Genomic DNA, 18343 nt, shown 5'->3' on the forward strand with positions numbered 1-18343 from the left:
ATCCAGAACCGGCACGGCGGGCCTTCCCCTTGATTTTCTTTAGCGCGGAGAAGCAAGCATGTTCTGGGAGAAGAAGCTGACGCAATGGGTCGAGGAAGTGCGGGCCAGGGCCAACCTGCCTGCGCGCCTCGTGCTTTGGGATGGACAGCAGCACGACTTCGGGCAGTTCGCCGCGCCGCAAGTCACGTTGCATGTAAAGAGCGCGACGGCGCTGCCTTATCTGCTGGAACCGAGTCTCGACAATCTCGGTGAAGCGTACGTGAAAGGCAAGATCGATATCGAGGGCAAGCTCTCGGACATCATCAACGTCGGTTATTCGCTCGCGAAGAACACCGTCACGAGCGCGGGCAAGCTGGCTCGCGTGCGGCGCTACTTCAATCACTCGAAGGCGTCTGACAAGAAGGCCATTCAGTACCACTACGATGTGTCGAACGAGTTCTATCAGCTCTGGCTCGACAAGAACATGGTGTACTCGTGCGCGTACTTCGAAAACGGCGACGAAGATTTGGCCACCGCGCAGATCAAGAAGATCGATCACATCCTGACCAAGATTCAGGTGCAGCCGGGCCATCGTTTGCTCGACATTGGCTGCGGCTGGGGCGCGCTCGTGATCCGTGCCGCGCAGAAGTTCGGCGCGAAGTGCGTGGGCGTGACGCTCTCGGAAAACCAGTTCAAGCTCGCGACGCAGCGCGTGAAAGATGCGGGCCTCGAAGATCAGATCGAAATCCGTCTGCAAGATTATCGCGACGTGCCGGGGCAATTCGACCGCATCACGAGCGTGGGCATGTTCGAGCACGTCGGACGCAAGAATCTGCCGGGCTACTTTGCAAAGATTCGCGATCTGCTGGTCGATGACGGCGTCGCGATGAATCACGGCATCACGTCATCCGACGCCGACAGCGGCGAGACCGCGCTCGGCGGCGGCGAGTTTATCGACCGCTACGTGTTTCCGGATGGCGAGTTGCCGCATATCGGTCTCGCGCTCGAAAGCATGCAGCGCGGCGGGCTGGAAGCGATCGACATCGAAAGCTTGCGCCGGCATTACGCCCGCACGCTCGACATCTGGGCAGAGAGCTTCGAGGCAAATGCCGAGCAAGCCAAGAAGCTCGTCGATGACGAGAAATTCCGCATCTGGCGCGTGTATCTCGCGGGTTGCGCGTACGCGTTCGAGAACGACGACGTGTCGATCTACCAAGTGGTGTGCCGCAAGGCGGGCCGCAGCGCGAGGACCTTGCCGTGGTCGCGGAAATACATCTACGAGAAGGCGCTCTGAAGCAGGGATCGAAGTTTCCGGAAGAGGACGCTGCGCGTGACGGCGACGCGCAGGGCTCCCTGCTCGACGACACGGCGCCGAGTGAGATTGCGCCAGCCGGTGAGCCAAAGTGCCTGCCGGCGTCGGCGGAACACGGGCAAGCCACAGAACCCGACCTGTTCGAAGAACCCGCGCCGCGCAAGCCCGCGAGCCAGCCGAAGGCACGCGGCGTCCTGCCCGCGCCATTGAACGCCGATCTCGACGCGCTCGCGAAACAACTGCCCGAAGCCATTCATCTCGGCACATCGACGTGGTCGTTTCCGGGCTGGCGCGGAATTGTCTACGGCGACGCGTATTCGAACACGAAGCTCTCGCGCGACGGCCTCACCGCCTACAGCGCGCATCCGTTGTTGCGCTGCGTGTCCATCGACCGCTCGTTCTACGCACCGCTTTCGCTCGCCGACTACGCGCGGTATGCGAGCCAGGTGCCGGAGCACTTTCGCTTCATCGTGAAGGCGCCTGCCGCCGTCACCGACGCCTTTATCCGCGGCCAGCGCGGCGCGCCCGATGCGGAGAACCCCGCGTTTCTGAACGCGCGGATTGCCATCGACGAATTCGTGACGCCGTGCATCGGCGGGCTTGGGACGAAAGCCGGCGCGCTCGTGTTCCAGTTCTCGCCGCTGCCGGATGCGATGATCGTCGAGCCATCGCGCTTCATCGACCGGTTGGCGGCGTTTCTCGGCGCGCTTCCGCCGCTCGAAGGCGAGACGCGTTACGCCGTCGAATTGCGCGACGCCGTCATGCTGACACCTCGCTTCATACGCGCGCTGCGGGACGCGACGGTGCGCTATTGCATCGGCGTGCACGCGCGCATGCCGGACGTGCGTCGCCAGGCGAAGGCGCTCGAGTTGCTGGACGAAGAAACGCTAGGGCCGCTCGTCGTGCGCTGGAGTTTGCACAGCGGCTTTCGCTACGAACAGGCAAAGGCGAAGTACGAGCCGTTCGACCAAATAGTCGATGAAGACCGCGACACGCGCGAGGCGCTGGCCGAACTGGCCGCGCGATATGCGATCGCGGGCCAGCCGGTGGTCATCGCGGCGAACAACAAGGCGGAGGGTTCCGCGCCGCTTACGTGCTTCGAGCTTGCGCGTGGGATTGCGCGGGAATGCGAGCGCGTACAACGCGGCTAGCGGTATACCTATAACATGCGACGGCTGAAATCGACCGGGCTCCCCGGCGTACTGGCTGAACGCTCTATCCACCGCTATCGAGCCGCACTTCAGGCACGGCTCGCATGCCGTCACGTCTTTGCTTCAAGCGCGACTTGAGCGCCAGGATGCCTCGCCTTATGGGATGGACTGAACGCGGCGACTTCCCGGCTCCGACACGGTATGCAGACCGCCCTCAAGCGCGGCCTCCGCCCCGCCCTTCACTTCTTCAACCGATGCGCGAACTTCTTGCGGAACTTCGCGACCTTCGGGCCGACGACCGCCGCGCAATACCCCTGGTTCGGATGCTGCTCGAAGTAGTTCTGGTGATACGCTTCGGCCGGATAGTAGTCGTTGTCGAGCGCGGTGACCTGCGTGACGATCTTGCCGCCGAAGACATCCTCGCGCTGTAGTTCATCGATCACTTCGAGCGCGACCTTTCGTTGCTCGTCCGAATGCGTGAACACCGCCGAGCGATACTGCGTGCCCACGTCATTACCCTGGCGATTGAGTTGCGTCGGATCGTGCGTCGCGAAGAAAATCTCAAGCACTTCGCGGTAGCTGATGATCGCCGGATCGAACACGACCTTCACCACTTCCGCGTGGCCGGTTTCGCCGTCGCAGACCTGTTCGTACGACGGATCGACCACCTTGCCGCCCGCATAGCCGGATTCGACCGACACCACGCCTTCGACCGCCAGAAACACCGCTTCCGTGCACCAGAAGCAACCGCCGCCGAGCGTCGCGGTTTCGGTTCTTGCCTGCTCATTCTGCTGGGTCATGCGCAACTCCTCGTCAAGTGCATGCGGCCATGCCGCGGATCACCCATATGGATGCGCCTCGCCGCTTCTTCAACATTCCCCACGGTTTCTTCGATGTTTCGATGCGCGCGAAGGGCTTGCTCCGAGCTTACCGGCTTTTACAAAGCGGCGTTGGCCACACTGCCGACGCTGGCTTATGGCGGTTCCGGACGGCTGATTCCGCTAGAATCGAGCCAATCTCCAGCTTTTAGACACACGAGAACAGGTCCTTCCGATTCGAATGCACCACGTATCCGGTTCGGCAAGACGAGATTCCATCACCTGATGACAAGCCCTTTCGCCCCGAGGAAACGCGCGTCCGGATCGGCATAAAACAAGACACTTCTAACCGATGACAAGTCCTCTCGCTCCAAGCGAAACTCGTCAGGTCGGCGAAAAAACAAGACGACTTTGCCCGATGACAAGCGCCAAAACCCCGAACTTCGATCCGAAAGAATTCCGCGCCGCGCTCGGCCAGTTTGCGACGGGTGTGACCGTCATCACCACGCGCACCGAATCCGGGCAGTTGATCGGCATCACGGCCAGTTCGTTTAATTCGGTATCGCTCGACCCGCCGCTCGTGCTGTGGAGTCTCGCCACCAAGTCGGCTTCGATGCCGGTGTTTCGCGCCAATAGTCACTACGTGGTGAACGTGCTCGCGGCATCGCAACTGGAGCTTTGCCGGCGCTTCGCCACGGTCAAGGGCGACCGCTTCGCGGGCGTCTCGCACGCGGCGGGCGACACCGGCATGCCAGTGCTCGACGGCGCGATTGCCTGGTTCGAATGCCACAATCGCAGCCGCTACGACGAAGGCGACCACGTGATCTTTGTCGGCGAAGTGGAGCGCTGTGGCGTGCGCGCGAAAGACGACAGCGCGCCTCCGCTGGTGTTTCACGCCGGCGGATTCCACACGTTGGGATCGATCGAATAAGCGCCTCGACGCTTGAGTATCAACGCCTGAGACTCAAGGCGGGCTGCTTGGCCGCGCCGGTTGTTCGATCAGCGCGACGGGCACGCCTGCATCGTCCTTCATGGTTTGCAAGACGATATTCGAGCGAATGTCGATAACGCCCGGCGCCTTATACAGCTTGCTCAGAATGAAATCCGAGTAGTGCTTGAGGTTGTGCGCGAGCACGCGCAACACGTAATGCGTGTCGCCCGTGACGACGAACGCGCCCACCACTTCCGGCCATTCGCGCACGGCGGCCGCGAACTTCTCGTGCCAGTTTTCCTGGTCGTTGCGCATGGAGACGTGCACGAAGGCTTCGAGCTCGATGCCCAGCCGCTCACGGTCCAGACACGCGCGATAGCTCGCAATCACGCCCTCTTCTTCGAGCAGGCGCATGCGGCGCAAACACGCCGAAGGCGAGAGCGCGATACGCTCCGCAAGGTCCAGGTTACTGATCCGTCCATCTTCCTGCAGTACCGCCAGAATTCGGCAATCTGTTGCATCGAGCGTGAATCCGGTCATTTTTTAGTCCCCTAGCCCGTTTCATCGAATTATGTTCTAGCCACAACGTTTTTGGGTAGTTTTTTTGCAATCACATTTCGAGATAGCACGGCTATGATTTGACGCATCCCAGCGCTTTCTGTTAGCCGACATGACGCTTCTCGATGTTTCTCCGCCGATTTCCACCGACACGCCGGTCTGGCCGGGCGATACGCCCGTTGGTATCGAACGCGTCTGGCGCATGGAAGCGGGCTCGCCCGTGAACGTGGCGCGTTTCACGCTTTCGCCGCACACCGGCGCTCATGCCGATGCCCCGCTGCATTACGACGAACACGGCGCGGCTATTGGCGAGGTGCCGCTCGACACGTATCTCGGCGCTTGCCGGGTCGTGAATTGCATTGGCGCGGCGCCGCTCGTTTTGCCAGAACATATCGCCGATTTTCTCGACGATGACAACGCCCCGCCGCGCATCCTCCTGCGTACCTACGCGAGTGCGCCGCTCGACACTTGGGACAGCGCATTTTGTGCCGTCGCGCCCGCGACCATTGATCTATTGGCGGCGCGTGGCGTGAAGCTCATCGGTATCGACACGCCATCGCTCGATCCGCAGGAATCGAAGACGATGGACGCGCATCGCCGGATTCGCGCGCACGGCATGGCGATTCTCGAAGGCCTCGTGCTCGATGCCGTCGCGCCCGGCGACTACGAACTCATCGCGCTGCCGCTCAAATTTTCGACGCTCGATGCGAGCCCGGTGCGCGCCGTCCTGCGCCCGCTTTCCTGATCGCCCGATCTTCCCTGAACAATTGGACTTTTCGATGAAAAACCGTGACGACGCCGCCGCACTCGACCGCGACGACCCGCTGAATGCCCTGCGCGATCAATTCGTGCTTGCGAACGACGTGATCTATCTGGATGGCAACTCGCTCGGCGTGCCGCCCAAAGCGGCTGCCGCGCGCGCGGCCGGCGTGATCGCCGAAGAATGGGGCGAAGGGCTGATCCGCAGTTGGAACACCGCCGGCTGGTACGCGCTGCCGCGACGGCTCGGCAACAAGCTGGCTCCGCTCATCGGCGCGGGCGAGGATGAAGTCGTCGTGAACGACACGATCTCGGCCAATCTCTTCAAGATCCTCTCCGCGGCGCTCAAGCTCGCGAACGAGCGCGATCCGAAACGTCGCGTGATCGTCTCCGAACGTTCGAACTTTCCGAGCGACCTGTATATCGCGCAGGGTTTGATCGAGCAGCTCGATCGCGGCTATGAACTGCGTCTCGTCGATGACGCGTCCGAACTGCCTGCCGCCATCGACGAACACACCGCCATCGCGATGATCACGCACGTGAACTACCGCACCGGCTACATGCACGACATGGCCGCGCTCACCGAGACGATTCATCGCGCGGGCGCAATCGCGGTTTGGGACCTGGCGCATTCGGCAGGCGCGGTGCCGGTCGATCTGAACGGCGTCGGCGCGGACTATGCCGTCGGCTGCACGTATAAGTATCTGAACGGCGGACCGGGTTCGCCTGCGTTCGTGTGGGTGCCCAAGCGCCATCAGGACACATTCTCGCAGCCGCTCTCGGGCTGGTGGGGGCACAAGAAACCGTTCGCGATGGACCCGGTGTATCGCCCGGACGATGGTATCGGTCGGTATCTGTGCGGCACCCAGCCTATCGTCTCGATGTCGCTCGTCGAGTGCGGGCTCGATGTATTCCTGCAAACGGATATGCAGACCTTGCGGCGCAAGTCGCTTGCGCTTGGCGATCTGTTCATCGAGCTGGTGGAAGCGCGTTGCGGCGAGTTTCCGCTGACGCTCGCGACGCCGCGCGAACATGCGCGACGCGGCTCGCAAGTGAGCTTCGAGCATCCGAACGGCTATGAGGTGATGCAGGCGCTGATCGCGCGTGGCGTGATCGGCGATTATCGCGAGCCGCGTATTTTGCGCTTCGGCTTCACGCCGCTTTACACGCGTTTCGTCGATGTCTGGGACGCGGTTGAAACCCTGCGCGATGTGCTCGCGACCGAAAGCTGGCGTGCGCCGGAGTTTGGCGAACGCGCTTCGGTGACTTGAGAGGTGGCGGCCATGAATGAGGTTAAAGGCGGCGGATGTCCGTTCGGCCACGGTGCAGCCGATGCGGCACGGGCGGTGCAACCGGCAGAATCAGGCTGGCACGAAGCCAAGCTCGATTTCTCCGATTCGATGAGCTACGGCGACTATCTCGGCCTCGATTCGATTCTGACCGCGCAGCATCCGCGCTCGCCGGATCACAACGAGATGCTGTTCATCGTGCAGCACCAGACGAGCGAACTCTGGATGAAGCTCGCGCTCTACGAACTGCATGCTGCCCTCGAAGCGGTTCATACCGACGCCCTGCCATCCGCCTTCAAGATGCTCGCGCGCGTGTCGCGCATCTTCGAGCAACTGGTGCAGGCGTGGAACGTCCTCGCGACCATGACGCCTTCCGAATACACCGCGATGCGGCCGTATCTCGGTGCGTCATCCGGGTTTCAGTCGCATCAGTATCGGCAGATCGAGTTCATGCTCGGCAACAAGAATGAGCAGATGCTGAAGCCGCATGCGCATCGGCCGGAGATTCTCGCGCAGGTGCGACAGACGCTCGAAGCGCCTTCGTTCTACGACGAAGTGATCCGACTGCTCGCGCGACGTGGCTTCCAGATCGCGTCCGAAAGGCTGCAGCGCGACTGGACCCAGCCCACGACGCACGACGCGTCGGTCGAAGCGGCGTGGCTCGCGGTATATCGCGATCCGTCAGGCTACTGGGAGCTTTATGAGATGGCGGAGGAACTCGTCGATCTGGAAGACGCCTTCCGGCAATGGCGCTTCCGGCATGTGACGACGGTGGAGCGCATCATCGGCTCCAAGCAAGGAACGGGCGGCACGGCGGGCGCTTCGTATCTGCGCAAGATGCTGGACGTGGTGCTGTTTCCGGAGCTTTGGCATGTGCGCACGATGCTTTGAGATTGCGTGCGGTCGATGAGCTCAAGCTGCGGCGACTGCGCAATCGCGCGACCCTCGCCGCCCGGCGACGATTCGAGCACGGCTGCTTCACGATGCCGTGAGTAGCCCAATCGAGCGGTCCTTCAGGCGAGCCGTCCCGCCAACGCCCTTAGCTTCGGCGCAATCGACTCGCGGAAATAACCCTCATCCATCGACGACGCCGGCCCGCTGCTGCTCAACACCAGCCAGCGCCCATTGCGCACGTCGCGAAACGGCGCGGCAATCGCGTTGACGTCGTCGTGCCATTCACGGAATGAATAGCAGCAGCCGTCGCGCGCGAAATCTTCGATCGCGCGCTGCGCCGAAGCCACTCGTTCGGCGCCTTCCCGTTCCCGCAATTCTTTTAGCAAGGCCGCGCGCTCATCGGCGTCGAGCACGGCGAGATAGGCGCGTCCCATGGAACTCGTGAGCATCGACAGACGCGATCCGGGCGCGAGGCCGAGCGTGAGCGCGGTTTCGCTACGAATGGTTTCCAGATAGATCATGTCGAGGCCATCGCGACAGCCGAGCGATACCGCCGCGCCAATCTCACGCGCCAGCGCCCGCATATGTGGCCGGGCGAGTTCCAGTGTGTCCGCGCCCGCCAATAGCGAGAAGCCGAGCGAGAGCACGCCCGTGTCGAGCGCGTACTTGCCGGCGGCATCGTCGAAACGCAGGTAACCGAGCGTGGTCAGCGTGTAGGCCAGACGATTTACCGTCGCCTTGGGCAATCCCGTGCGCGCGACGAAATCGCGATTGCCAAGAAGCGTCTCACCAGGGCGAAATGCGCGCAACATATCGAGACCGCGTGCGAGGGCGACGACGAACTTGCGATCGTCGGATGCGTTGGCCGACAGGTGGGAGTGGCGGTCGGACTCGTGGTTTGAAGCGCGTTTGGACGCGTGTCCGGGATTACGCTCACCCACACGCCCGAATTCGTGGATGGATTCACGGCCGGACTCGCGGCTCGATTCACGGCCTGAAGCGCGGACAGATTCGCGGCTAGAAGCGCCTTTGGAGTCGCCGGCTAATGCGTCTTCGGTTCTGCCATAAGGTGCACGTTCGGCTTTCCGGCGAGATCCGCCGTCGGTTTCACGCCCAGAACCACGTTTGAAAGCAGCAGACATCGGGTGCTAAACTCGAAGGTAATTTGCAAAACATTGTTCCGCTAAGCGGAACGTAAGTCAAGCGCCGGAGCGAGGCGCTTTTCAATCGACACTGCATGGGAGGAGACGCATATGGCCGACGCCGCTCGCTTCAACTGGGAAGACCCGCTCTTGCTGGATCAGCAACTCAACGAAGAAGAACGCATGGTCCGCGACGCCGCGCGCGCCTACGCGCAGGACAAGCTGCTGCCGCGCGTGACGCAGGCGTTTCGCGAGGAAACGACCGATCCGTCGATCTTTCGCGAAATGGGCGAGCTCGGTCTGCTCGGCCCGACCATCCCCGAACAATACGGCGGACCGGGCCTCAATTACGTGAGCTACGGCCTGATCGCGCGCGAAGTGGAACGCGTGGATTCCGGCTATCGCTCGATGATGTCGGTGCAATCGTCGCTCGTAATGGTGCCGATTCACGCTTTCGGCAGCGACGCGCAAAAGGAAAAGTATCTGCCGAAGCTCGCACGCGGCGAGTGGATCGGCTGCTTCGGGCTCACCGAGCCGAACGCCGGTTCCGATCCCGCCAGCATGACGACGCGCGCGAAGAAAGTGCAGAACGGCTATTCGCTTTCAGGCTCGAAGATGTGGATCTCGAACTCGCCTATCGCGGATGTGTTCGTCGTCTGGGCGAAGCTGGAGGAAAACGGACGCGATGAGATTCGCGGCTTCATCCTCGAAAAGGGCTGGAAAGGACTGTCCGCGCCAGCCATTCACGGCAAGGTTGGATTGCGCGCGTCGATCACCGGCGAGATCGTGATGGACGAAGTGTTCGTGCCGGAAGAAAACCTGTTTCCGGAAGTTCGCGGTCTCAAAGGGCCGTTCACCTGTCTGAACTCGGCGCGCTACGGCATCTCGTGGGGCGCGCTCGGCGCCGCCGAAGCCTGCTGGCATATGGCGCGGCAATACACGCTGGATCGCAAGCAGTTCGGTCGTCCGCTTGCGGCAAACCAGTTGATCCAAAAGAAACTTGCCGATATGCAGACGGAAATCACGCTAGGCCTGCAAGGCGTGCTGCGACTCGGGCGCATGAAGGACGAAGGCACGGCAGCGGTCGAGATCACCTCGATCATGAAGCGCAATTCGTGCGGCAAGGCGCTCGACATCGCCCGGCTCGCGCGCGACATGCTGGGCGGCAACGGCATTTCGGACGAGTTCGGCGTGGCGCGTCACCTCGTCAATCTCGAAGTGGTGAATACCTACGAAGGCACCCACGATATCCACGCGCTTATTCTCGGACGCGCGCAAACCGGGATTCAGGCTTTTTTCTGAAAGGCGTATGGTGCGACTCGGACTGATCGATCCTCTTTGTAACTTTCGATCAGTTTGCTGAAACTTTTACGGGTCAGATCGGCTCCCACCGTCAGTGATGTCGAGAGTTTGACAAGGCTGCGGCAATTTCCTTTGATTAGCATCGAGTGGAATGAAACCTGCAAGGAGTCTGTGTTGCAGGTTCCAGCCTGCTCGTCAGCAATCGCATCTCTGGCTGCGAATCAGGTAGCCTCACCGATTGGAGCCTTTAATGTCAGAAATCAATAAGGAGCGATTCATGTCGGACATCAAAACCGTTCTCGCTGACGCCGAAGATCTTCTCAAGCAAGCCGCCAGCGCCACGGGCGAACGCGCTTCCGAACTGCGCGAGAGCGCGCTCGCTCGACTGAAGCAAGCGAAGGAGAAAGCCGCCGATGCACAAGTCGTCGTGATCGAACGAGGCAGAAAAGCCGCGCGCGCCACGGACGATTACGTCCACGAACACCCGTGGGCATCCATTGGTATTGCGGCTGGCCTCGGCACGGTGATCGGGCTTCTCATCAACCGCAAATAAGCAGCACTTCCTCACGCTCCTCGACAATGGCCCGGTGATTGCTACGTTCGTAACAGTCACGGTCCATCATCAAGAAAGGACCGAGCCGCCAACGCCCGCTCGGGGCGCGCGGATCGACTCTCGCGCCGGAACGCCGCCTCGTGCGGCGACCGGGACAATATCAAAGCGGCACCCAACGCGCTTCTCGCACCCAAGCCATGACGACCGAACGGCCACCGCAGCAATCGTCCCCCGGACCGTTGCGACGAATCATCAGTTCTGCCTTCGCCATCTTCGAGACGCGCCTTGAACTCATCGGTATCGAGCTTCAGGAAGAGAAGGAGCGGCTTATCGGCGTACTGTTTCTCGGTCTCGCCGCCATGATGCTGGCAATGATGGCGCTGATCTCCCTCACCGTGCTCATCGCCATATTCTTCTGGGACACGTATCGCTGGCAGGCGCTTGGCGGCATCACGCTCGTTTATGCGCTGATTGCCATCGCATGCGGACTGCGTGCGCGCAGCACGCTGCTCGACGCGCCGAACATGTTTGACGACACGCTCGCCGAATTCCGCAAGGACCGCGACACGTTCCACTGAACTCACACGGGCAGTCCGACCATGAGCAAAAAAGACGATACCTTCAAGCCGCCCAAGCGTGACAACGCCAAGGCGCTGCGCACGCCGCACATGCGCGCGCTGCGCAAGGAACTGCTGATCGCGCGCGCCGATGTCGAACGCATGGAGCTTCAGCAGGCCACACACGATCTGCGCACGTCGATCACGCACTTCAGTTTCCTGCGCTTTCTGATGCCTGGCGGCGGCACCCGGCGCACGCCGAAGCGCGGTGCATCGGGTGGCGGCATCGGCGGCATTCTGGCTTCGGTCAGCTCGATGCTTGGCGGCAAGGGCAGCAATCTCAGCCTGCTCTTCAAGCAGTATCCGATCATCGGCTCGGTGGCGTCGCTCGTGCTGACCAAGCCTGTGCGGACCGCCGTGGTGCGTGGTGCCAAGCCCGCGCTCAAGTGGGGCGGTCTGGGTTTGGTTGCCTGGGAAGGCTGGCGCATCTGGCAACAGATGAAAGCCCCGCATACCGAAGCCACTACCGAAGCCATCGACCCGACGGTCTTCTGAACGTTTAATTTTTCCCTCCCCAACAAGCGGTGGACTGCGCGGTATCCAGTGCAGTCGCCGCTGATCCCGTCGTGCGGTTCGACCGCACGCCCGTCGCGTCGACGATGAATACGCCGCAAGAATCGTCCTGCATCGGACCATATGCGACTGGCGTCGCCTCGATGCTGTATCCGCCATTCGTCGCCGATTCCGGCAGCACCGCAAGCCGATAAACCGGCGCACCGCTCGATGGCGCCTGATCCATGCCGGCGGAAAGCGTCACTGCATCCGTCGCCGACTGCGCGAGCCGCGTACTTTCGATGTATTGCACGGCGCGCATCGACGCCGCCGCCGCATCGAGCCGATGCGCCTTCGCCACGTGCTGCCGATACGCAGGCACCGCGAACGTCGCGATGATCGCCACGATGCAGAGCGCGATGATCAATTCCAGCAGCGTAAAGCCCTTGTCCTTCATGGTTCGTCCTCAAAACGGCTTCGCCACGACGCGCCGCCAATGTCGGGTCGCGCCATCGATTCTTGATTGCAGCCACGCCTCGGTCTCGGGCGATGCGCCGAAACCACGCGCCGTCACGAGATACGACGTCACCGCCACCGCCTGGTCCGTATGCGACCAAGCCTCGATCAGACATTGCGGCGCGCGGCGCGCATACGGCCAGTCGCCAAACGGCTCGATGGCGACGGCCGACGCTCCTTCGAACGACGCCTTGCTGCGCCAGCCCACGGGCTCCTGCGCGCCCGAACTCGTCACGACGGGCGCATCGGCAATCATGCGAACGCAGCGGACCAACGCGCTGTCGGCCGCATGAAACGCCTGCATCCGCTCGCGCGCCGACACGGCCGTGCGGGTCGCGACGAGCGAGGCTTGCAGCCAGGCGCTGGCGGTCACGAGCATCATCGCGGCGAGCAAGAGGACAATAGGCAGCACCGTGCCGCGCGAATGCGCGCGCCGCCTCACGACGCGCCTCGCGCGTTGCGTATGCCAACCGTGCGCCAGAAGGCCATGCGCGTGCGTCCGTCATCGCTGACGGCTGGTGCGCCATCGCAATCGACATAGTTCGCCCGACGTTTCGCCTGAATCGCCGCGCCACGCACGAGCACGCAGACCTCGGCGGCGTAGACATCCGGCCAGCGTTCGCGCGCGATGGCCGACGCGTCGAGCGCAGCCGGTGCACCCGCGATCCAGTAGACGACGCGCATCCGTTCGACGCCCTCCACCAGCGGTTGCGCCTGACGACCCCCGCCCTCGCAATAAAGCTCCGGCTCGCCGCTCGACGTGCTGGGCTTCGCGTAATAGCGGTTGAAGACGAACGCATCCGAAACCGTCTGGCCGATGCAGTCGGTAGGCGTGCCGCTCGTCGATGGCCACGTCGAAACCGTGTCGGCCGCGTAGCGGACCTGCAGACCGTCCGAGTGACTCGCGAGCGACTCGCACGACGCCGACGTCTCCGCGCCGGTCACGCGCCCCTGCGAACAGCCGAAGAGCGGCGCGTCGGTCGCGCCCGCGGCCGAAAATCCGGCCATCTGCACTTGTTGAGCGACGAGATCGAGCGCGCCGACGCCGGCATCGTGAATGTGCGCGGCATCGGCGGCACGTTCGAAGCCCGCACGCTGAGCGCGATAAACCGACAGCGACGCGGCCAGGATCAACAGCCCGAGCGCAAGCGCAATCGAAAGTTCGAGCAGCGTGTGGCCGCGTGAATGAATGAGCCGCGTGTTCATCGTGCAAAGGCTATCGCGATGCATGACGTGTGCGGTCGCGCCTGCGGTTCGGGACAAGGCTCCGCGCCTTCCGCGACATGCCAGCTGACGGTTGCGACCTGCACGCCGTTGCCGCGATCCGAGATGGCGATGTCTCCATCGGGCAGCAACGCAGCCGCCCTCGCCCGCCACCTCGACAACATGGCCGAGCTATCCGCGCTGCCACGCGTTGCCTCGCCGATGGAGTCGGCAATCAGTGCCGCGCGTTCGCTCAACAGCGCCGTTCGTTCGGCTTTTGCCAGCGCGCTTTGCATGGCGACGAGTCCGAGCGCCGTGACCGCCGCGATCGACAGGGCGATCATCACCTCGATCAGCGAATCGCCGCGCGGGCGAACGGATCGAGTGCGCCCGCCGCGCCTGATGCTCGGCATGACCGATCGCGCGTTCATGCCGATGCTCCGCAAGCGCCTTGAGTCATGCGCGCACGCCCGCCCGCAGCCAATCGAATGCAGCGCCGCGACGACGCATTCGCGTTGGCATCCGCGCTGCGCGGGCCGAAATCGAAGCTACGGAAGCCGCCGATCACTTGGCCCATCGGCGGCGTGAACGAAAGATCCGTCGATGCGCCCGCAATGGCGACCGATGTCATCGCCGGCTGCAAGCGCAAGAGCGTCAGCGCGCCGTCTTTATCGACGAAGAGGCCCCAGCCGCACGACCAGTCCGCGATACCCGCGTCGCAAGCCTTGCCCGCCGCGAGGCAATGCCGGCTCGCATCGACGCGGCATAGCGTGACGCGCGCACCGCGTTTGAGCGATTCGGCCCGCGCGAGCGAAAGCGTCGAGAAAAGCGAGCGCGCGCGGGCATCGATCTGATCGCGTGCCTGCCAGGAGAGAAACGAAGGCGTGGCGAAAGTCGCGAGGATCGCCATCACGGCAAGCACCACGCAAAGTTCGACGAGTGTGAAACCGGAATTCGAGAAGCGGCTCATCTGCATGCCTTATCGACGAGTTGAACGAATGCTCAATCTAGCGATAAGGAACGCGCGCCGCCATTAGCCGAATGGACGAGTGTTCACGCGCGTTCGCACGGGGCACACTGCCCGAGGGCAAAAGATCGACTGGGGGAAAGATGCTCGGTACAGACGCGCAATCAGCGCTTGCGGGAAGTGGTCTTTTTGGGCGCGGCGCGGCGGAATTCCTCGAGCACGTCCTCGAACTCGGACACGTCTTCGAAACGCTTGTAGACCGACGCAAACCGTACATAAGCGATGGTGTCGAGCTGCCGCAACTCGTTCATCACGAGTTCGCCGAGACGTTCGCTCTGCACTTCGCGCTCGCCGCTGCCAAGCAATTGATATTCGATACGCGCGACGGCTGCCTCGATGGCGTCCGCCGCAACCGGCCGCTTGCGCAGCGCCAGCTTCATGCTCGCGACGATTTTGCGGCGATCGAACTCGGTGCGGCTGCCGTCTTTCTTCACGACCGACGGCAGCGCCAGTTCGACGCGCTCATACGTGGTGAAACGCTTGTCGCAGGATGGACAGCGTCGCCGCCGCCGGATGGCTGCGCCGTCCTCCGACACGCGAGAATCCACGACCTGGGTGTCTTCGTGTCGGCAGAAGGGGCAGCGCATCGGGGCTTGGTTCCTGGCTCGGTTCGAATATCAGCGATAGACCGGGAAACGCTTGGTCAGCTCGGTCACTTGAGCGCGCACGCGCTCGAGGTTCGCCTGGTCTTCCGGTGCGTCGAGCACGTCCGCAATCAAATTGCCAACCTGCTCCGCTTCCTTCACGCCGAAACCGCGCGTGGTCATGGCGGGCGAACCGAGACGCACGCCGCTCGTGACGAACGGCTTTTCCGGATCGTTCGGAATGGCGTTCTTGTTGACCGTGATGTGCGCGGCGCCGAGCGCGGCTTCGGCCGCCTTGCCGGTGATCTTCTTCGCGCGCAGATCGACCAGCATGACGTGGCTTTCCGTGCGGCCCGAGACGATACGCAGACCGCGCTTGACGAGCGTTTCGGCCAGCACGCGCGCGTTATCGACCACTTGCTGCTGGTACGTCTTGAACTCCGGCGTCAGCGCTTCCTTGAACGCGACGGCCTTCGCCGCGATCACGTGCATGAGCGGACCGCCCTGAATGCCCGGGAAAATGGCCGAGTTGATCTGCTTCTCGAATTCGGCCTTCATGAGGATCACGCCGCCGCGCGGGCCGCGCAGGCTCTTGTGCGTGGTCGTGGTCACGAAGTCCGCGTGCGGAACGGGATTCGGATAGACGCCTGCCGCGACGAGACCCGCGTAATGCGCCATGTCGACCATGAAGTAAGCGCCGACACTTTTCGCGATCTGCGACAGGCGCTCGAAGTCGATACGCAGCGCGAACGCCGACGCGCCCGCGACGATCAGCTTCGGCTTGTGCTCCTTGGCGAGCGCTTCGGTCTTTTCGTAGTCGATGTCTTCGGCTTCGTTCAGGCCGTAGCTCACGACGTTGAACCACTTGCCCGACATGTTGACGGGCGAACCGTGCGTCAGGTGGCCGCCTTCGGCGAGGCTCATGCCCATGATCGTGTCGCCCGGCTTCAGCACGGCGAAGAACACGCCCTGGTTGGCCTGCGAACCGGAGTTCGGCTGCACGTTCGCGGCTTCGGCGCCGAACAGTTGCTTGACGCGGTCGATTGCCAGTTGCTCGACGATATCCACGTATTCGCAACCGCCGTAGTAGCGCTTGCCAGGATAGCCTTCGGCGTATTTGTTGGTGAGTTGCGAGCCTTGCGCGGCCATGACGGCCGGGCTCGTGTAGTTTTCCGAGGCGATCAACTCGATGTGATCTTCCTGACGGCGATTTTCCTGCTCGATCGCTTTGAGCAGTTCGGGATCGACCTTGGCGAGGGTACTTTCGGCTCTGTCAAACATACGTTTTCCGTGAGATCAAAACAGGTTGACCGGATCGCGCGTGACGATGCGTTCGAAGCACGAACGCAAAACGCAAGGAAGACGCAGGACGCCAGACGGGTCCACACGCGACGGATGAGGGAAGAATCCGGGTTCGCGGAACGGACAGCCACCGGCAACGCAGCGACGGCGCGCGGATCTCAGCTGCCCAGGCGAACGGCAAAACGACACTCCGCGCTTCCTAGTGGGTCGTTCCACCTTGAATCCGAAGATTCTATCGCCAGTCACGCGGGGTTTGAGCGTTGTAGTGTAATGGTGCGGCCGGGTTTAGGCAACTTGGCGAGCGTCTGCGAAACGCTTAAAACGCACGATCGTTCGGGTTTGCAGTTGCTTGCCGCATCGCATCATTGGAAGTACTCTGTGCGCCGTTGCCGGTCGTGTGTCCGCGCGCGCTCCGGAACAGCCCAACCCCCACTTTCCGGAGCCCGCTCATGATCGTATTCGTCACCGGCGCCTCTGCCGGCTTCGGCGCAGCCATTGCCCGCACTTTCGTCAAGGGCGGCCATCGCGTCGTCGCGGCCGCGCGCCGTAAAGACCGGCTCGCCGCGCTATCGAAGGAACTCGGCGACTCGCTCTTGCCAGTCGAACTCGACGTGCGCGACAGCAACGCCATCAAGAGCGCCATCGCCTCGCTGCCCGAATCGTTCGCCCAGATCGACGTGCTGGTCAATAACGCGGGCCTCGCGCTCGGTCTCGAACCGGCACAACGCGCGAATCTCGACGACTGGAAGAACATGATCGACACCAACTGCATGGGACTCGTCGATGTCACGCATGCCGTCCTCCCCGGCATGGTTGCGCGCAATCGCGGTCACGTGTTCAACCTGGGTTCGGTCGCAGCGTCGTACCCGTATCCGGGCGGCAACGTGTACGGCGCGACCAAGGCGTTCGTGCGGCAGTTCAGCCTAAACCTGCGCGCCGACCTTGCCGGAACCGCGTTGCGCGTGACGGATATCGAGCCGGGCCTGTGCGGCGGCACCGAGTTCTCCAACGTGCGCTTCAAGGGCGACGACGACAAGGCCAGCGCCGTCTACAAGGACGTGCAGCCGCTCACCGCCGAGGATATCGCCGACGCCATCTACTGGATTGCGACGCGCCCCGCGCACGTGAATATCAACGCGATCGAACTCATGCCCGTGGCCCAAACCTTCGGACCGTTGCAAATACACCGCGGCTCGTAAGAGGAATCGACTGTATTTGGTGGCCCAACTTCCGCTTCCGGTAAAATGCCGCGGATGTTTATTTGTCAAAAAGCGAGCCGGAGCGGGTCCAAAAGCCTCCGCGCGAGCGGGGCGGCGCAAAGGTGAGTGATTCGTTGAATTTCGAATGGCCGATTCGGGTGTACTACGAGGACACCGACGCGGGCGGCATTGTCTTCTACGCGAACTACCTGAAGTTCTTCGAGCGTGCGCGCACCGAATGGCTGCGCGCGTGCGGTATCGACCAGCAGCGGCTGGCCGAATCGGCCGGCATCGTGTTCGTCGTGAGAAGAACATCCGTCGATTATTCGGCTCCCGCGCGCCTGGACGACTCCATTCGCATCGTGAGCCGTATCGCGCGGCTCGGGCGCGCATCGGTGGATTTTCATCAGGAAGCGTGGCGTGACGCGGTTCTTCTTGCAAGCGGCGATATTCGCGTCGCTTCGGTGGATCGCGCAACGATCCGCCCTGCCGGTATTCCCGAACGAGTTCTCGAAGGATTGAGGCGCGGGCCTCATGCCGGGCAGGTCGTGCTTGCCGCGGACGAGCATCGCGCGCACCCGGTTTGAACGCTTCACGAGCAAGAGCCGGCCACGAGGCGGCTTTCGTTTTATTAATGTCGCGGTCACGAAAGCCTGACGCGCCTTTGACCGGAAGCCCCTTTTCCGGACGTAAATAGCAGCTAATAGCGGGTGGA

At 62.6% G+C, this 18343-nt stretch carries 22 protein-coding genes and 1 riboswitch; of the genes, 12 read left to right on the forward strand and 10 right to left on the reverse strand.

The features are described 5' to 3' along the window. The first annotated feature begins 58 nt into the window (after positions 1 to 58). Complete coding sequence (locus NCR98_RS11005) at positions 59 to 1273, forward strand: class I SAM-dependent methyltransferase (RefSeq protein ID WP_250526209.1); 1215 nt, start codon at positions 59 to 61, stop codon at positions 1271 to 1273. Between the two features lie 155 nt (positions 1274 to 1428). After that, positions 1429 to 2442, forward strand: coding sequence for a DUF72 domain-containing protein (locus NCR98_RS11010; protein ID WP_250526229.1), 1014 nt, complete (start codon positions 1429 to 1431; stop codon positions 2440 to 2442). A 239-nt stretch (positions 2443 to 2681) separates the two neighbouring features. Here the strand turns inward: NCR98_RS11010 and msrA are convergent, their stop codons facing one another. Next, entirely contained in the window at positions 2682 to 3242 is a 561-nt protein-coding gene (msrA, locus tag NCR98_RS11015) for a peptide-methionine (S)-S-oxide reductase MsrA (RefSeq protein ID WP_244826174.1), read from the reverse strand. Between the two features lie 436 nt (positions 3243 to 3678). Between msrA and NCR98_RS11020 the strand changes: the two genes are divergently transcribed. After that, a complete protein-coding gene (locus NCR98_RS11020; RefSeq protein WP_250465581.1) occupies positions 3679 to 4191 on the forward strand; it encodes a flavin reductase family protein in 513 nt (170 codons plus the stop codon). Between the two features lie 33 nt (positions 4192 to 4224). Here NCR98_RS11020 and NCR98_RS11025 read toward each other — a convergent pair whose 3' ends face one another. Further along, a complete protein-coding gene (locus NCR98_RS11025; RefSeq protein ID WP_244826176.1) occupies positions 4225 to 4731 on the reverse strand; it encodes an Lrp/AsnC family transcriptional regulator in 507 nt (168 codons plus the stop codon). A gap of 130 nt (positions 4732 to 4861) precedes the next feature. Between NCR98_RS11025 and kynB the strand changes: the two genes are divergently transcribed. Genes kynB through kynA form a run of 3 tightly spaced genes read left to right on the forward strand, consistent with a single transcriptional unit; the run spans position 4862 to position 7688 of the window. Continuing rightward, complete coding sequence (kynB, locus tag NCR98_RS11030) at positions 4862 to 5494, forward strand: arylformamidase (RefSeq protein WP_250526210.1); 633 nt, start codon at positions 4862 to 4864, stop codon at positions 5492 to 5494. A gap of 34 nt (positions 5495 to 5528) precedes the next feature. Then, positions 5529 to 6779 (forward strand): kynureninase, encoded by a 1251-nt coding sequence (kynU, locus tag NCR98_RS11035; RefSeq protein ID WP_250526211.1) that lies wholly within the window; start codon positions 5529 to 5531, stop codon positions 6777 to 6779. Positions 6780 to 6791: 12 nt separating this feature from the next. Then, complete coding sequence (gene kynA, locus NCR98_RS11040) at positions 6792 to 7688, forward strand: tryptophan 2,3-dioxygenase (RefSeq protein WP_250526212.1); 897 nt, start codon at positions 6792 to 6794, stop codon at positions 7686 to 7688. A gap of 122 nt (positions 7689 to 7810) precedes the next feature. On the opposite strand, the gene NCR98_RS11045 is transcribed toward kynA, so the two are convergent. Further along, entirely contained in the window at positions 7811 to 8563 is a 753-nt protein-coding gene (locus NCR98_RS11045; protein ID WP_250526230.1) for an IclR family transcriptional regulator, read from the reverse strand. A 381-nt stretch (positions 8564 to 8944) separates the two neighbouring features. Between NCR98_RS11045 and NCR98_RS11050 the strand changes: the two genes are divergently transcribed. The 4 genes from NCR98_RS11050 (at position 8945) to NCR98_RS11065 (ending at position 11800) form a co-directional block, all read left to right on the forward strand. Next, positions 8945 to 10135 carry an acyl-CoA dehydrogenase gene (locus tag NCR98_RS11050; protein WP_250526213.1) on the forward strand — a complete coding sequence of 397 codons (1191 nt, stop codon included), beginning with the start codon at positions 8945 to 8947 and terminating at the stop codon, positions 10133 to 10135. Between the two features lie 250 nt (positions 10136 to 10385). Next, entirely contained in the window at positions 10386 to 10688 is a 303-nt protein-coding gene (locus tag NCR98_RS11055) for an ElaB/YgaM/YqjD family protein (protein WP_244826181.1), read from the forward strand. Positions 10689 to 10885: 197 nt separating this feature from the next. Further along, positions 10886 to 11266, forward strand: coding sequence for a phage holin family protein (locus tag NCR98_RS11060; RefSeq protein ID WP_244826182.1), 381 nt, complete (start codon positions 10886 to 10888; stop codon positions 11264 to 11266). Between the two features lie 21 nt (positions 11267 to 11287). Further along, entirely contained in the window at positions 11288 to 11800 is a 513-nt protein-coding gene (locus NCR98_RS11065; protein ID WP_250526214.1) for a DUF3318 domain-containing protein, read from the forward strand. 4 nt (positions 11801 to 11804) lie between these two features. On the opposite strand, the gene NCR98_RS11070 is transcribed toward NCR98_RS11065, so the two are convergent. From NCR98_RS11070 to glyA, 7 genes are all read right to left on the reverse strand, one after another. Further along, positions 11805 to 12254 carry a type IV pilin protein gene (locus NCR98_RS11070; protein ID WP_250465589.1) on the reverse strand — a complete coding sequence of 150 codons (450 nt, stop codon included), beginning with the start codon at positions 12252 to 12254 and terminating at the stop codon, positions 11805 to 11807. A gap of 9 nt (positions 12255 to 12263) precedes the next feature. Further along, positions 12264 to 12755 (reverse strand): pilus assembly PilX family protein, encoded by a 492-nt coding sequence (locus NCR98_RS11075; protein ID WP_250526215.1) that lies wholly within the window; start codon positions 12753 to 12755, stop codon positions 12264 to 12266. Beyond that, positions 12752 to 13519: a PilW family protein gene (locus tag NCR98_RS11080; protein WP_250526231.1), complete on the reverse strand. Its 768-nt coding sequence runs from the start codon at positions 13517 to 13519 to the stop codon at positions 12752 to 12754. The genes NCR98_RS11075 and NCR98_RS11080 overlap by 4 nt, the downstream gene beginning before the upstream one ends. Then, entirely contained in the window at positions 13516 to 13947 is a 432-nt protein-coding gene (locus NCR98_RS11085; protein WP_250526216.1) for a type IV pilus modification PilV family protein, read from the reverse strand. Before NCR98_RS11085 ends, NCR98_RS11080 begins: the two co-directional genes overlap by 4 nt. Further along, positions 13944 to 14492 (reverse strand): GspH/FimT family pseudopilin, encoded by a 549-nt coding sequence (locus NCR98_RS11090; protein WP_244826187.1) that lies wholly within the window; start codon positions 14490 to 14492, stop codon positions 13944 to 13946. The genes NCR98_RS11085 and NCR98_RS11090 overlap by 4 nt, the downstream gene beginning before the upstream one ends. A gap of 155 nt (positions 14493 to 14647) precedes the next feature. Continuing rightward, positions 14648 to 15130, reverse strand: a complete 483-nt coding sequence (gene nrdR / locus NCR98_RS11095) for a transcriptional regulator NrdR (protein ID WP_250465595.1) — start codon at positions 15128 to 15130, stop codon at positions 14648 to 14650. Positions 15131 to 15160: 30 nt separating this feature from the next. Continuing rightward, positions 15161 to 16408: a serine hydroxymethyltransferase gene (glyA, locus tag NCR98_RS11100; protein ID WP_250465596.1), complete on the reverse strand. Its 1248-nt coding sequence runs from the start codon at positions 16406 to 16408 to the stop codon at positions 15161 to 15163. A gap of 178 nt (positions 16409 to 16586) precedes the next feature. Next, positions 16587 to 16685: riboswitch (ZMP/ZTP riboswitch) on the reverse strand. Between the two features lie 193 nt (positions 16686 to 16878). On the opposite strand from glyA, the gene NCR98_RS11105 reads away from it, so the two are divergent. Together NCR98_RS11105 and ybgC are read left to right on the forward strand one after the other, a co-directional pair. Next, on the forward strand, positions 16879 to 17628 hold the full coding sequence (locus NCR98_RS11105; RefSeq protein ID WP_250465598.1) for an SDR family NAD(P)-dependent oxidoreductase: 750 nt from the start codon (positions 16879 to 16881) through the stop codon (positions 17626 to 17628). A gap of 122 nt (positions 17629 to 17750) precedes the next feature. Further along, positions 17751 to 18215, forward strand: coding sequence for a tol-pal system-associated acyl-CoA thioesterase (gene ybgC, locus NCR98_RS11110; protein WP_250526217.1), 465 nt, complete (start codon positions 17751 to 17753; stop codon positions 18213 to 18215). Positions 18216 to 18343: the final 128 nt, after the last annotated feature.

The organism is Caballeronia sp. GAWG2-1, assembly GCF_023631405.1.
In the GTDB taxonomy this organism is placed as follows: Bacteria; Pseudomonadota; Gammaproteobacteria; order Burkholderiales; family Burkholderiaceae; genus Caballeronia.